The sequence below is a fragment of the Streptomyces sp. R28 genome (assembly GCF_041052385.1).
Lineage (GTDB): Bacteria > Actinomycetota > Actinomycetes > Streptomycetales > Streptomycetaceae > Streptomyces.
Map to the genome: position 1 here is coordinate 2,741,790 of NZ_CP163439.1, position 14,351 is coordinate 2,756,140.

At 71.5% G+C, this 14,351-nt stretch carries 9 protein-coding genes; 5 read left to right on the forward strand and 4 right to left on the reverse strand.

What is annotated here, in order from left to right:
• The first annotated feature begins 4 nt into the window (after window positions 1-4).
• A complete protein-coding gene (gene hrpB, locus AB5J49_RS12065) occupies window positions 5-2,515 on the forward strand; it encodes an ATP-dependent helicase HrpB (RefSeq protein ID WP_369168586.1) in 2,511 nt (836 codons plus the stop codon).
• On the opposite strand, the gene AB5J49_RS12070 is transcribed toward hrpB, so the two are convergent.
• From AB5J49_RS12070 to AB5J49_RS12080, 3 genes are all read right to left on the reverse strand, one after another.
• Window positions 2,505-3,497 carry a DUF3068 domain-containing protein gene (locus AB5J49_RS12070; protein WP_369168587.1) on the reverse strand — a complete coding sequence of 331 codons (993 nt, stop codon included), beginning with the start codon at window positions 3,495-3,497 and terminating at the stop codon, window positions 2,505-2,507. The genes hrpB and AB5J49_RS12070 overlap by 11 nt on opposite strands.
• A gap of 25 nt (window positions 3,498-3,522) precedes the next feature.
• On the reverse strand, window positions 3,523-3,657 hold the full coding sequence (locus AB5J49_RS12075; protein WP_369168588.1) for an SPW_0924 family protein: 135 nt from the start codon (window positions 3,655-3,657) through the stop codon (window positions 3,523-3,525).
• Between the two features lie 164 nt (window positions 3,658-3,821).
• Window positions 3,822-5,558, reverse strand: coding sequence for a lytic transglycosylase domain-containing protein (locus tag AB5J49_RS12080; RefSeq protein WP_369168589.1), 1,737 nt, complete (start codon window positions 5,556-5,558; stop codon window positions 3,822-3,824).
• A 357-nt stretch (window positions 5,559-5,915) separates the two neighbouring features.
• On the opposite strand from AB5J49_RS12080, the gene AB5J49_RS12085 reads away from it, so the two are divergent.
• Window positions 5,916-6,782 (forward strand): DUF4184 family protein, encoded by an 867-nt coding sequence (locus tag AB5J49_RS12085; protein ID WP_369168590.1) that lies wholly within the window; start codon window positions 5,916-5,918, stop codon window positions 6,780-6,782.
• A 616-nt stretch (window positions 6,783-7,398) separates the two neighbouring features.
• On the opposite strand, the gene polA is transcribed toward AB5J49_RS12085, so the two are convergent.
• Complete coding sequence (polA, locus tag AB5J49_RS12090) at window positions 7,399-10,125, reverse strand: DNA polymerase I (protein WP_369168592.1); 2,727 nt, start codon at window positions 10,123-10,125, stop codon at window positions 7,399-7,401.
• Between the two features lie 446 nt (window positions 10,126-10,571).
• Between polA and AB5J49_RS12095 the strand changes: the two genes are divergently transcribed.
• The 3 genes from AB5J49_RS12095 to AB5J49_RS12105 all read left to right on the forward strand — a co-directional run bounded on the left by AB5J49_RS12095 (window position 10,572) and on the right by AB5J49_RS12105 (window position 13,893).
• The gene (locus tag AB5J49_RS12095) at window positions 10,572-12,851 is read left to right on the forward strand and encodes an FdhF/YdeP family oxidoreductase (protein ID WP_369168594.1); all 2,280 of its coding nucleotides are present in this window, start codon (window positions 10,572-10,574) and stop codon (window positions 12,849-12,851) included.
• A 51-nt stretch (window positions 12,852-12,902) separates the two neighbouring features.
• The gene (locus AB5J49_RS12100; protein ID WP_369168596.1) at window positions 12,903-13,391 is read left to right on the forward strand and encodes a hotdog fold thioesterase; all 489 of its coding nucleotides are present in this window, start codon (window positions 12,903-12,905) and stop codon (window positions 13,389-13,391) included.
• A 91-nt stretch (window positions 13,392-13,482) separates the two neighbouring features.
• On the forward strand, window positions 13,483-13,893 hold the full coding sequence (locus tag AB5J49_RS12105) for a hypothetical protein (RefSeq protein WP_369168597.1): 411 nt from the start codon (window positions 13,483-13,485) through the stop codon (window positions 13,891-13,893).
• The last annotated feature ends 458 nt before the right edge of the window (window positions 13,894-14,351 follow it).

The following is a 14,351-nucleotide window of genomic DNA, read 5'->3' on the forward strand; positions in this document are numbered from 1 at the left end:
GGGCGTGATCCGTTACGACGCCCTGGACTCGCTGCCCGTACGCAGCGCCCTGCCCGGCCTGACCGACGCCCTGGAGGCGCACGGCACCGCGGTGCTCGTCGCGCCGCCCGGCACCGGCAAGACGACCCTGGTGCCGCTGGTCCTGGCAGGGCTGCTCGGCGAGGGACCGGCGCGACGGGTCGTCGTCGCCGAGCCGCGGCGGATCGCGGCCCGGGCCGCCGCGCGGCGGATGGCGTGGCTGCTGGGCGAGAAGGTCGGCGAGAGCGTCGGCTACACCGTGCGCGGGGAGCGGGTCGTCGGGCCACGCACGCGCGTGGAGGTCGTCACGACCGGTGTGCTGCTCCAGCGGTTGCAGCGCGACCAGGAGCTGGCGGGCGTAGACGTGGTGGTGCTCGACGAGTGCCACGAGCGGCATCTGGACGCGGACACGGTGGCCGCGTTCCTGTGGGACGTACGTCAGGCCCTGCGGCCGGAGCTGCGGCTGGTGGCCGCGTCGGCGACGACGGACGCGCAGGGGTGGGCGCGACTGCTGGGTGACGCGCCCGTGGTCGAGGCCGAGGGTGTTTCGCATCCCGTGGAGGTGGTGTGGGCGCCGCCGACGCGTCCCGTACGGCCCCCGCACGGCATGCGCGTCGACCCGGCGCTGCTGACGCAAGTGGCGTCGGTGGTGCGCCGGGCGCTGGCCGAGCGGGCGGGGGATGTGCTGTGTTTCCTGCCGGGTGTGGGCGAGATCGCGCGGGTGGCCGGGCAGCTGGGGAGCCTCGGGGACGTCGAGGTGCTGCAGGTGCACGGGCGGGCGCCGGCGGCCGTGCAGGACGCGGTGCTGGCGGGCGGGGAGCGGCGCCGGGTGGTGCTGGCGACGTCCGTGGCGGAGTCGTCGCTGACGGTTCCCGGGGTGCGGGTCGTCGTCGACTCGGGGCTGGCGCGGGAGCCTCGTGTCGACCACGCGCGCGGGCTGAGCGCGTTGACGACGGTACGGGCCTCGCAGGCGGCCGGGCGGCAGCGGGCGGGGCGGGCCGGGCGTGAGGCGCCGGGGGCGGTGTACCGCTGCTGGGCGGAGGCCGAGGACACGCGTCTGCCGCGGTTCCCGTCGCCGGAGATCAAGGTGGCCGACCTGACCGCGTTCGCGTTGCAGGCGGCGTGCTGGGGCGATCCGGAGGCCGTGGGGCTGGCGCTGCTTGATCCGCCACCGGGCGGGGCCATGGCGGCGGCGCGGGCCACCCTCGAGGGAGTGGGCGCGGTGGACTCCGTCGGCAGGGCCACAAAGCGGGGTGTGCGGCTGGCTCGGCTGGGGCTGCATCCCCGGCTGGGGCGGGCGCTGCTGGACGCGGGTGCCTCGGACCGGGTCGCGGAGGTCGTGGCGCTGCTCAGCGAGGAGGCGCCGCGCGCGTACGGGGACGATCTCGCCGGTGCGTTGCGCGCGGCCCGGAGCGGGGGCGACCCCTACGCTCCACGGTGGCGTGCGGAGGTGCGGCGGCTGCGGGCCATGGCCAAAGATCTTGCGACCGTGCCCACGGGTGACTCTCCTGCCGCGGAGGCCGGGGATCAGCGACTTGCCGGGCTCGTCGCGGCACTCGCCTTCCCCGAACGCGTCGCCAAGGCCGACGGCGGTTCCTACCTCATGGCCTCCGGCACACGCGCCGAGCTCCCCGAGGGATCCGCCCTGCGCGGCGCCCCCTGGATCGCTGTCGCCGTCGCCGATCGACCCGTCGGCAAGGGGCACGCGCGTGTGCAGCTCGCTGCCGCGGTGGACGAGGACATGGCCCGGTCGGCGGCGCCGTCGCTGCACTCCGAGGCCCAGGAGGTCCACTGGGCCGACGGGGACGTCGTCGCACGGCGCGTCGAGCGGCTGGGGGCGATCGAGCTCGCGGTGCGGCCGTTGCGCGACGCGGACCCCGTCCTCGTACGGAACGCGCTGCTCGAAGGTCTACGGCAGGACGGGCTCGGCCTGTTGCGCTGGTCCGCCGACGCCGGCGTCCTGCGGCAGCGGCTGGCCTTTCTGTATGTGCACCTCGGTGCGCCCTGGCCCGACGTCGCCGACGACGCGCTGCACGCGCGCGTGGACGAGTGGTTGGAGCCCGAGCTGAGCCGGGCCCGGCGGCGGGCCGACCTGGCGCGGATCGACGCCGGGGCGGCGCTCGCCCGGCTGCTGCCGTGGGCCGCCGGGGAGGCCGGGCGGCTCGACGAGCTGGCGCCGGAGCGGATCACCGTACCCAGTGGGTCCAGAATCCCGATCGACTACGGCAACCCCGAACAGCCCGTCCTCGCGGTGAAGTTGCAGGAGATGTTCGGGCTGCACGAGTCGCCCTCCGTGGCCGGGGTGCCGGTCCTGGTCCATCTGCTCTCCCCCGCCGGGCGCCCAGCCGCCGTCACGGCCGACCTCGCCTCCTTCTGGAGGGACGGCTACAAGGGCGTACGGGCGGAGCTGCGCGGCCGCTATCCGAAGCATCCGTGGCCCGAGGACCCCGCCGCCGCCGAGCCGACCCGGCACACCAACGCCCGGCTCAGGCGGTGACCGGTTCGGGCTCGGTGTCCTTCGTCGGTTCCGGGTCGCCGGGGCGGCGGCCGCGCGCCTCCAGGGAGAGGGCCAGCGACAGCAGGAGCAGTCCCAGGGCCAGGAAGCCCCAGGGGAGATACGACGTCATCAGCAGGACCAGCGTGCGGTTGGACTTGACCAGGTCCACCGTGTGGTCGATGTAGTCCTCGCGCATCTTCACGTGGCCCGCGAACGCCGTCACCTTCTCGCGGCCGCCGAGCAGGGTGCCGCCGCGCAGTTCCTCCTGGTGGATCTCCTCGCCGTAGACGGGTGCGCCGGTGAGGGGTTCGACCCAGAACTTGCGGACCGTGGTGTACCAGCGGGTCGTGCCGGTCTTGGCCACCGACTCCGGGGTGATGCCCTCGACCGGCATGGTCCTGGGGAACCTCACCTTGGTCCACGGGATGGTCTGCTCGAAGTAGTAGACCTCGACGCCACGGAAGTCCTGGGTGCCCTTGTAGTGGATGGGGGCCGTCACCCGCGCCTGTGCGTCGAAGTACTCGTAGTCCCGTTTCTCCGTCAGGAAGGGCCACTTGAACTCGATGCCCGCCCGCTTCACCGGGTCGCCGTCGACCATCTCGCCGGTGGCGTGCACGGGCTCCTGGGTGTGGGCGTCGAAGATGTAACGCTCGGGGATCTTGGAGACCACCTTGCCGTCGGGGCCGACGACATAGGACAGGCCGTCCCAGACGACGACGTCCTTGCCGGCCGTCTTCTCGATCTTCTCCGAGGCTTCGACGTTGCCCTTCAGCGTCTGCACGATGGTGACCTCGGAGACCTTGCGGGCCTTCATCGTGCCGTAGTCGAGGAGGGTCGCGTCCTTCGCCTCCAGGACCATGTCCTGGTACTGGCCGGCCGGGATCTTGGCCAGGCGCGGGAAGGCGTACCAGCGCACCAGCGGGGACAGCGCCGCGAAGAACACGGCGAGGGCGAGCAGGATCAGGCCGGCCTTGCGGCGCATCTCGGCCTCCCTCCCGGGCGGGCGGTCACGGGTGTGCGGGCACCGTCGTCAGCAACGGCTTCGGCGACGTCTCGCCGGTCGGTGCGCCCATGGCCGTGATGGCGAGGACCAGGGCGAGCGCGACGGCGAGACCGGTCGCGGCGGCGATCAGGGCGCGCATAAAGGCCTCCCGGAACCGCAGGGCTGATACATCGTCAGGTCCGGCACCGTAGCAACGGGCGGGCGAGATGAGAACACGTTGCACAGCGAACGAGTTGTGCGGACGGACGAAGGGCGCCCCGTCCGCCGTAGCGGAAGGACGCCCTTCGTCGGGTCGTGCGGTGCCTACGCGGTCGGGCTCGCCGACGGGGATCCGGACTCCGACTCCGAGGGGGTCGGGGTGGGCGTCGTCTCGGCCGGGGCCGCCACCTTGAGTTCGACGGTCAGGGTCGCGCCGCCCGCGGTGTTGATGCGGAGCAGGAACGTGCCCGTGGTGTCGTCGGCGTACAGCTTCGGCAGCTTGAGCAGACCGTGCGCGTCCGTCGTCAGGCCGGTCAGGGTGCGGACGGTCTTGCCGTCGGCGTCCTTGAAGTAGGGGCCCTTGTCGTTCTCGGTGGGGTCGTCCGCCGACTTGACGAGCGTGGCGGTGGCCGCGACCTTGTCCGCCACGGCACCCTTGTAGGTCGCCTTCACCTCGACCTGGTCGGCGAACTCGCCGCCCGGGGTGCAGGTCAGCGCGGTGTCGCTGGTGCGGGTCAGGGTGTCGGCGGCGCGCTCGGTGACGGTGGCCGTGTAGTCGAGGCCGGGGATCGTACGGCCGACGAGGGTGGCGCGGACGACGAACTCGCCCGTGTCGTCGCCCGCCTGCAGTGCCGGCGCGACCGCCTCACCGGCGCTGTTGGTGACAGTGGCCGCGTACTTCTCGCCGCCGGCGAAGGTGGCGTCGGTCGCGCCGATGATCGTGAAGCGGATCCGGACCTTGGCGACGCCCTTGCCGGCCTCGGTCTCGGCGCGGGCGCTGACCTTCTCGGTGAAGGCGTCGCCCGCCATCGCGGTGAGCTTCGCGGTGCCCGCGTCCGCCAGGTGGTCCACCGTGTCGGTGGGGGTGGGAGGCGTCGTGCTGGGCGGGGTGGTGCTCGGCGGGGTCGGCTTCGGGCTCGTGGAGCCGCCGTCGCCGCCGGGCTTGGCGGGGGTGTTGGGCGTCGTCGGCGTCCTGGGCGGCGTGGGCGACGGCGAGGGACTGGCCCCGGCGTTGTCGTCGCTGCGGTCGGACGGGAGAGTGCCGGTGCCGTCCGGGATCTCGTGGGTGCCCTTGCGGTAGTACTCCAGCCACCTCAGGACCAGGTTCAGGTAGTCCTGCGAGTTGTTGTAGCTGAGGATCGCGCTGCTGAGGTCGGCCTGGGTGGACAGGTCCCAGCCGAAGCGGCACAGGTAGTGGCCGGCGGCGAGCGCGGCGTCGTAGACGTTGTTGGGGTCCTTCTTGCCGTCCGCGTTGCCGTCGCGGCCGGCCCACTCCCAGGTGGAGGGGATGAACTGCATGGGGCCGACAGCGCGGTCGTACGAGGCGTCCCCGTCGTAGGCGCCGTCGTCGGTGTCGCTGATGCTGGCGAAGCCGTTGCCGTTGAGCTGCGGGCCGAGGATCGGGGTGATCGTGGTGCCGTTCGCGTCGACACGGCCGCCGCGGGCCTGGCCGGACTCGACCTTGCCGATGGCGGCGAGAAGTTGCCATGGGAGGTTGCAGCCGGGCTTGGACTCCTGGAGCGCGGTCGCGGCCTTCTTGTACGCGTCGAGGACGGTCGCGGGTATGCCGGCCTCGGAGGCGCCCGGGGTGACGGGGGTGCTGGGCGTGGGCGAGGGGTTGGGGCTGTTGAGCGGCGGCAGGTCCGTGTAGTACGGCGAGTTGCCGGTCGCGCTGTCCTCGTCGGGCGCGTCCGCCGAGGGCTGGGTTTTGGTGGTGACCTTTCTGCCGGCGTCGTCGGTCATGACTCCCGGAGCCTGGGACGCGGCCAGTGCCGCGACCACGACCGCGGCCACCGTGGTGTTCACCGCCCCCTTGCGCAGCCTGCCGAATTGCGCCGCCATAGAGCGAACCCCTCCCGTGGACGCCCGAGCGCCCGTCTCTGTCTGTCGGACCCGCCATGCCGGGCCCGCCCCTGTTGTGACGATCGGCTCGCCGCGACAGTTGCCCTCGCGGCGCGATTTCATGCGCCGTTCGCGCGTTCGACCGCACACCCCGGCGCGGTGACCCAGGCGACCCTACGACAACTTCCTTTGCGCAGACACCCGTTGACGCCCGATTTTTACCAGTTGGGCACGCCCGGTCCGCCTGGTGGGCGTCCCGCATACTGACCGTCGGACGCCCCCCGACACCGGCTTCGCCGATGACCGGGGCCGGCCGGTCCCGTCGACCTCCCGCAACCTCCCGCACAAGGAGCCCCGTTGCCGTTCACGCTGAGCCATGCGGCGGCCGTACTGCCCGTCGTACGCACCGACGGAACCGGCCGCGCCGCGCTCGTACCAGCCGTGATGGTGGCGGGTTCCTTCTCGCCCGACATGACCTATTACGCGGCGAGTGTCCTGTCGGGGGCAATGGAGTTCGGTGATGTCACGCACTCGTTCGCGGGCGTGTTCACCATCGACGTGGTGATCGCCTGGGCGCTGGTGGGCCTGTGGCTGCTGCTGCGCGAACCGCTGGTGGCGCTGCTGCCGGTGCGGCGACAGGCGCGGGTGGCCACGCTGTTGCGCTGCGGGGCGCCACGCGCGCGTGGACGGCCGTCGCTGGCGGTGCGCTGGTACGTCTCGGCCGTGTTCGGTGCGCTGACGCATGTCGTGTGGGACGCGTTCACGCATCTCGACCGGTGGGGGATGCGGCTGTTTCCCGTGCTGGGCGAGGAGATCGCGGGCTCGCCGCTGTACTGGTATCTGCAGTACAGCGGTTCGGCGGTCGCCGCGGTCGTCATCGCCGCGTTCGTGTTCGTGGCGCTACGGCGGACGCTCGCGGCCGCGCCGGTCGGGGTTGCTGTGCTTTCGGTACGGGACCGGTGGTTGGCCGGGGCGGTGATCGGCGGGATCGCCACGGTGGCGGCGGTGCAGCGGGCGTCGCACTGGTGGGCTTACTGGGGGTCGACCGCCAAGTACTGGGAGCTGATTCCCACGGTGTGCTTCGGGGCGGGCGCGGGGCTCGTCGTGGGGCTGCTGCTGTACGCCGTGGGCGTCAGGGTGTGGCGTCCGGTCCCGGTCCCGGGCCCTGGCAGTGCGGGTGCGGGTGAGGCCGGTAAGGAGCCGAGCCGGCCGGTGGCTCGGTGAGGGTGCCGGCGGGCGCGACGAACACGGTGACCGTTCCTCCGGGGTGGGGCCGTGGGAGCAGGGTCAGGGCGAGGGCCAGGTAGCTGCGGGTGAGCTCGGCCCATCCTTGTGCCCGGTGGGCGAGGCGGCGCCTGGTGATTCTCGCCGTGTGCCGCAGAGTGCTCATCAGCTCGGCGGGGATGCGGGCGGTGCTTGCGTCGGTGGCGACGGCCGGGACGGGCGGGTGCGCTGTGGCCGGGGCCTTCTCGGCGTTCGCTTGCGCCGGAGCCGGGGCCGTCCGGCGGTGGAGCGTGCGTATACCCATGTCCGCATCCTTACGGGCGGCGGGCGTGGGGGGCGCTTTTGCGGGGGCCACGCGAGTGACGGGTCCCTCCGGGGGTGGGGCCGGGCGCCTGCGCGTCTGGTGGGTTGCGGTGGTTTTTTGGGGGGGCGGGTGGTTCGTGGCTTGTCGCGCCCACGCGGCGGAGCCGCACATCGATGCAGCCCCGCGCCCCTTGACGGCGCTGCAGTTCCCACTCCTGAGCACCGACCTACCCGGGCCGTCCAAGCTGAGTACCGAGTCCGCCAAAGGCTCACCCGGCACTCAGCCTGCCACACGGCCCAACCGCCGGAGGCACTAGTGGGCTGCTGACTCCCAGTCCGGGCCCGCGCCTACCGAGACGCCCAGGGGGACGCTGAGGTGGACGGCGTCGGACATCTCCCGGCGGACCAGTTCTTCCGCGGCCTCGCGTTCGCCGGGGGCGATTTCCAGGACGATTTCGTCGTGGACCTGGAGGAGCATGCGGGAGGTGAGGTTCGCCTCGCGCAGGGCGCGGTCCACGTTGAGCATGGCGATCTTGACGATATCCGCCGCCGTGCCCTGGATGGGGGCGTTGAGGGCCATGCGCTCGGCCGCCTCGCGGCGCTGGCGGTTGTCGCTGTTGAGGTCGGGGAGGTAGCGGCGGCGGCCGAAGAGCGTCGCCGTGTAGCCCGTCGCCCGGGCCTCGTCGACCGCGCGGCGCAGGTAGTCCCGTACGCCGCCGAAGCGCTCGAAGTAGGCGTCCATCAGGGCGCGGGCCTCGCCCGCGTCGATGTTCAGCTGCTGGGAGAGGCCGAAGGCCGACAGCCCGTAGGCCAGGCCGTAGGACATCGCCTTGATCTTGCGGCGCATCTCCGCGTCCACCGCGGCCGCTTCCACCGCGAACACCTGTGAGGCGGCCGTGGTGTGCAGGTCCTCGCCCGAGGTGAACGCCTCGATCAGGCCCGCGTCCTCGGACAGGTGGGCCATCACGCGCAGTTCGATCTGGCTGTAGTCCGCGGTCATCAGGGACTCGAAGCCCTCACCGACCACGAAGCCCCGGCGGATCGCCCGGCCCTCGTCCGTGCGGACCGGGATGTTCTGCAGGTTCGGGTCGGTGGAGGAGAGGCGGCCGGTCGCCGCGACCGTCTGGTTGAAGGTCGTGTGGATACGGCCGTCCGTCGCGATCGTCTTGATCAGGCCCTCGACGGTGACGCGCAGCTTCGCCTGCTCTCGGTGGCGGAGCATGATGACCGGCAGTTCGTTGTCGGTCTGGGTCGCCAGCCACGCCAGGGCGTCGGCGTCCGTGGTGTAGCCGGTCTTCGTCTTCTTCGTCTTGGGCAGGGCGAGTTCGCCGAAGAGGACCTCCTGGAGCTGCTTGGGCGAGCCCAGGTTGAACTCGTGCCCGGCCGCCGCGTGCGCCTCCTTCACGGCCTGCTGCACGGCGCCCGCGAACATCTGCTCCATGGCCTCCAGGTGGGCCCGGTCGGCCGCGATGCCGTGCCGCTCCATGCGGGCCAGCAGGTCTGAGGTCGGCAGCTCCATGTCGCGCAGGAGTTCCGCGGCGCCGACCTCCTGCAGGCGGCTCTCGAAGGCCTCGCCCAGGTCGAGGACCGCGCGGGCCTGGATCATCAGGGCCTCGGCCTCGGCACCGTCGTCCGTGCCGAAGGCCAGCTGGCCGTCGGCCGCGGCGGCGGGGGCCAGCTCGCGGTGGAGGTACTCCAGGGACAGCGCGTCCAGGTCGAAGGAGCGGCGGCCCGGCTTGACCAGGTAGGCGGCGAGCGCGGTGTCCATGCGTACGCCGGCGATGCTCCAGCCGTGCTCGGCGAAGACCCGCATCGCGCCCTTGGCGTTGTGGAAGACCTTCGGCTTGTCGGCGTCGGACAGCCAGGCCGCGAACGCCTTCTCGTCGGCCTCATCCAGCTGCGACGGGTCGAACCAGCCGGCCGCGCCGTCGCCCGCCGCGAGCGCGACCTCGGCGACCGAGCCGGTGCCCAGCGCCCAGGTGTCGACGGTGGCCACGCCGAGGGGCTCGCCGCCGCGCTCGGCCAGCCAGGGCGCCAGCTCGCCGGTGCCGAGCACGGAGCCGTCCAGCTCCACGCCGTCGGTCGCGATCGGCGTGGTCTCGACCTCCTCGGCTCCGGGGTCTACGCCGAAGAGCCGCTCGCGCAGGGACGGGTTACGGATCTCCAGGGTGTCCAGGATCATCGCGACGGCCTTGCGGTCGTACGGCACGCGGGCGACGTCGGTGACGGTCTTGGACAGCTCGACGTTGCGCTCCAGCTCGGTCAGCCGGCGGTTGAGCTTGACCGCCTCCAGGTGGTCGCGGAGGTTCTGACCGGCCTTGCCCTTGACCTCCTCGACGCGCTCGACCAGCTCGGCGAACGAGCCGAACTGGTTGATCCACTTCGCCGCCGTCTTCTCGCCGACGCCCGGGATGCCCGGCAGGTTGTCGGACGGGTCGCCGCGCAGGGCCGCGAAGTCGGGGTACTGGGCGGGCGTCAACCCGTACTTCTCGAAGACCTTCTCCGGGGTGAAGCGGGTCAGCTCGGAGACGCCCTTCGTCGGATACAGCACCGTCGTGTGCTCGCTGACCAGCTGGAAGGAGTCCCGGTCGCCGGTGACGATCAGCACCTCGAAGCCGTTGGCCTCGGCCTGGGTGGCGAGGGTGGCGATCACGTCGTCGGCCTCGAAGCCGTCGACCGCGAACCGCGAGACGTGCATCGCGTCGAGCAGCTCGCCGATCAGCTCGACCTGGCCCTTGAACTCGTCCGGGGTCTTGGAGCGGTTCGCCTTGTACTCCGTGAACTCCGCGGAGCGCCATGTCTTGCGGGACACGTCGAAGGCCACGGCGAAGTGGGTGGGCGCCTCATCGCGCAGGGTGTTGGCCAGCATCGACGCGAAGCCGTAGATCGCGTTCGTCGGCTGGCCTGTCGCGGTCGTGAAGTTCTCCGCGGGCAGCGCGAAGAACGCACGATAGGCCAGCGAGTGCCCGTCCATGAGCATCAGGCGGGGCCGGCTGCCGCCGGGGTTGGTCTCGGTCTGCTTCGATGCTGTCTCTGCCACGCCCCCGATCCTGCCACGCCCCACTGACAGTGGGTCCCCATCGGGGGGCCCGGCAGGTGCGGCAGTCCCGCACAGCCGGGTTCCGGCGTTGTGTGGATCGCCGTGGCAGCGGTGACGATGCGCGGCGGCAGCAAGGTCGAGTGGGGACACAGCACCAGGGGGCCGTGCCGAAGCCTGCCAACCGAAGGCAGCGGCAGGGACGGCAGGGACGACCGGAGTCAGGCGTCACTCCCCTTTGCTGACCCGCCCCGCCCGACCCCCGGTTCCCGCCTCCCCACCCCCTCCCCAAGCCCGCCCCCCTGGTTGTCCGTCCCGCGTGCGAGGATCGGAGATGTACCTCACACGTGTACACGGCCGGTGAGCCGCAGGAGCGCCGGTGTCGAGGACGCGGGCCCGGCGCCGGGGAGGCGTTCCCGCGGTGAACGAGAAGACAGGGAGAGTGCGCGATGGCCACCAAGCCGCCCAAGGGTGATCCGGTTCAGGACGCGCCGCAGGTCGCGGAGCCGAAGCACGCGGCGGCGGGGCTGCCTGCCATCGGGCACACCCTGCGCATCGCACAGCAGCAGATGGGCGTGAAGCGCACCGCGCTGACGTTGCTGCGGGTCAATCAGAAGGACGGGTTCGACTGCCCGGGGTGTGCGTGGCCGGAGCCGGATCACCGGCACAAGGCGGAGTTCTGTGAGAACGGTGCGAAGGCGGTGGCCGAGGAGGCGACCCTGCGCCGGGTCACCCCGGAGTTCTTCGCCGCGCACTCCGTCGCCGATCTCGCGACCAGGAGTGGTTACTGGCTGGGGCAGCAGGGGCGGCTGACGCATCCCATGTTCCTCCCCGAAGGGGGCACGCACTACGAGCCGGTGACCTGGGAGCGCGCCTTCGACATCATCGGCGAGGAGATCACCGCCCTCGGCTCCCCCGACGAGGCCGTCTTCTACACCTCCGGGCGCACCAGCAACGAGGCCGCGTTCCTGTACCAGCTCTTCGCCCGCGAGCTCGGCACGAACAACCTGCCGGACTGCTCCAACATGTGTCACGAGTCGTCCGGGTCGGCGCTGAACGAGACCATCGGCATCGGCAAGGGCAGCGTCCTGCTGGAGGACCTCTACAAGGCCGACCTGATCATCGTCGCCGGGCAGAACCCGGGGACGAACCACCCGCGCATGCTCTCCGCCCTGGAGAAGGCCAAGGAGAACGGCGCGAAGATCGTCAGCGTCAATCCGCTGCCCGAGGCCGGTCTGGAGCGGTTCAAGAACCCGCAGACCCCCCAGGGCATGCTCAAGGGCGCCGCCCTCACCGACCTGTTCCTGCAGATCCGCATCGGGGGCGACCAGGCCCTCTTCCGCCTCCTCAACAAGCTGATCCTGGAGACCCAGGGCGCCGTCGACGAGGAGTTCGTCCGCGAGCACACCCACGGCTACGAGGAGTTCGCCGCGGCCGCCCGCACCGCCGACTGGGACGAGACGCTGACGGCGACCGGCCTCACCCGCGCGGACATCGACAAGGTCATGGCCATGGTCCTCGCCTCACAGCGCACCATCGTGTGCTGGGCCATGGGCCTCACCCAGCACAAGCACTCCGTGCCGACCATCCGCGAGGTCGTCAACTTCCTTCTGCTGCGCGGCAACATCGGCCGCCCGGGCGCGGGCGTGTGCCCGGTGCGCGGTCACTCCAACGTGCAGGGCGACCGCACGATGGGCATCTTCGAGCGGCCCGCCCCGGCCTTCCTCGACGCCCTGGAGAAGGAGTTCGGCTTCGCGCCGCCGCGCGAGCACGGCTACGACGTCGTACGGGCCATCCGCGCGCTGCGCGACGGCGAGGCGAAGGTCTTCTTCGCGATGGGCGGCAACTTCGTGGCCGCCACACCCGACACGGACGTCACCGAGGCGGCGATGCGGCGCGCCCGGCTGACCGTGCACGTGTCGACGAAGCTCAACCGCAGCCATGCCGTCACGGGCGCGCGTGCGCTGATCCTGCCGACGCTGGGCCGCACCGAGCGCGACCTCCAGGGCAGCGGCGAGCAGTTCGTGACGGTCGAGGACTCCATGGGCATGGTGCACGCCTCCCGTGGCCGTCTGGAGCCCGCGAGCGCGCAGCTGCTCTCCGAGCCTGCCATCGTGTGCCGGCTCGCCCGCCGGGTCCTGGGTGAGGACAGCAGGGTCCCCTGGGAGGAGTTCGAGAAGGACTACGCGACGATCCGGGACCGTATCGCGCGCGTCATCCCCGGCTTCGAGGACTTCAACGCGCGCGTGGCCCGCCCCGGCGGCTTCACGCTCCCCCACGCCCCGCGCGACGAGCGCCGCTTCCCGACGGCGACGGGCAAGGCCAACTTCACGGCGGCTCCGGTCGAGTACCCGAAGCTGCCGGAGGGGCGGCTGCTGCTGCAGACCCTGCGGTCGCACGACCAGTACAACACCACGATCTACGGCCTGGACGACCGCTACCGGGGCATCAAGAACGGCCGCCGGGTCGTCATGATCAACCCCGAGGACGCCCGGCAGCTGAACATCGCCGACGGCTCGTACGTCGACCTGGTCGGCGAATGGAAGGACGGGGTCGAGCGGCGGGCGCCCGGCTTCCGGGTGGTGCACTATCCGACGGCCCGGGGCTGCGCGGCCGCCTACTACCCGGAGACCAACGTGCTCGTGCCGCTGGACGCCACCGCGGACACAAGCAACACCCCGGCCAGCAAGTCCGTCGTCGTACGTCTGGAACAATCGGCCACCGACTGAGCGTTTGCTCAGTCGACTGTACCGACTGAGCATGACGAACGGAGCCGGCCCATGGGCGAGCAGCAGCACGTGACGTTCCCGCAGGAGGTCATCGACGAGTACGCCGCGCTCGGCGTCGACCTGCCGGCCCTGTTCTCCGCCGGGCACCTCGGCACGCGCATGGGCGTCGAGATCGTGGAGGCGTCCGCCGAGCGGGTCGTCGGGACCATGCCGGTGGAGGGGAACACCCAGCCGTACGGGCTGCTGCACGGCGGCGCCTCCGCGGTGCTCGCCGAGACGCTCGGGTCGGTGGGGTCGATGCTGCACGCCGGCAGCACCAAGATCGCGGTCGGCGTCGACCTCAACTGCACCCACCACCGCGGGGTCCGCTCCGGCCTCGTCACCGGCGTGGCCACGCCCCTGCACCGGGGCCGCTCGACGGCGACGTACGAGATCGTGATCAGCGACGAGGCGGGTCGGCGCGTGTGCAGCGCGCGGCTGACCTGCCTGCTGCGGGACGTGAACCCGGGCGACGGGGAGCACGTCCGGGCGGCGCGGTGACACCGACACCCCGACGACAGTGACGTTACGGCCAACGTCCTTGATTTGCCCTGCCGTTGAACCCGAGCGCCCGGCGGCATAACGTCGAGGCATGACAACGGGAGGAGCCGGCCGGAAGGGGGCAGCGCTCGCACTGGCGCTGCTGACCGCCGGATCGGCGGCAGGGTGCGGCGGGCAGCCGGACGCTCGGGGCGACGCGAGCGGGGCCCGGACGAGCGCCGAGTCGCCCTCCCCGTCGGCGACCGCGCCCGCCCGGTTGTGTACACAGATCATCGCGTACTGGTCACGCCGGACGCTGACCGACGACACCTACGGTGACTACCAGTCGATGGGCCTGTCCGACGGCCAGTACGAAATCCTCCGCGAGGTCGTGGACGCCGCCCGGGCGGAGCGCAGGCGCGCGGACGCACAAGCCGCAGAGCGGCTGATCGACCGCAGGGCACGGGAGTTGTGCGAGGAGCGGTACCGCAAAGGCGAGCCGACCGGAGGTCCGTGGGGTTGAGTGACTGCCTTTTCCATTTCCATGCCCCGTACATGAAAAAGCGAGGAACCCGGAACGGCTTTTCGGGCCGTAACTCTACGTAATACAACCGCAATAAAAGCCAACAGTTCCCCTGCAGTGAGCACCTCTCACGCAAGTCGACAGAGGCCCCCTGGTAGCCTCCGGCAACGACTGAGGTAATCACCAAAACATGTGAACACTAGTGAAAGGAGCTACGCGCGAACCCTGCGAGTTCTCACTATGTGGACAGGGCGAATCGGCTGGAAATCCACTCTTCCCCCCACTGAGTACCGCTCTGTATTACCCCGTGTCATAACAAGAGCGTCACAGCCTTGGTCAGGGCCTCCTCCATGTTCCCTCCACGCGCTTAGAGTCACCGCCAGTCACCGAGCCACCGGATTCGAAGCCACTTCGGCCCAGCGCTCGACTCGGCGGGCTCCGTGGGGAACCGCCGTGCC

What these genes read in the sequence shown, in the direction of transcription:
- AB5J49_RS12070 (WP_369168587.1), bottom strand. Translation starts at nt 3,497, where the DNA reads ATGCGCCGCAAGGCCGGCCTGATCCTGCTCGCCCTCGCCGTGTTCTTC.
- AB5J49_RS12075 (WP_369168588.1), bottom strand. Translation starts at nt 3,657, where the DNA reads ATGCGCGCCCTGATCGCCGCCGCGACCGGTCTCGCCGTCGCGCTCGCC.
- AB5J49_RS12080 (WP_369168589.1), bottom strand. Translation starts at nt 5,558, where the DNA reads ATGGCGGCGCAATTCGGCAGGCTGCGCAAGGGGGCGGTGAACACCACG.
- AB5J49_RS12095 (WP_369168594.1), top strand. Translation starts at nt 10,572, where the DNA reads ATGGCCACCAAGCCGCCCAAGGGTGATCCGGTTCAGGACGCGCCGCAG.
- AB5J49_RS12100 (WP_369168596.1), top strand. Translation starts at nt 12,903, where the DNA reads ATGGGCGAGCAGCAGCACGTGACGTTCCCGCAGGAGGTCATCGACGAG.
- AB5J49_RS12105 (WP_369168597.1), top strand. Translation starts at nt 13,483, where the DNA reads ATGACAACGGGAGGAGCCGGCCGGAAGGGGGCAGCGCTCGCACTGGCG.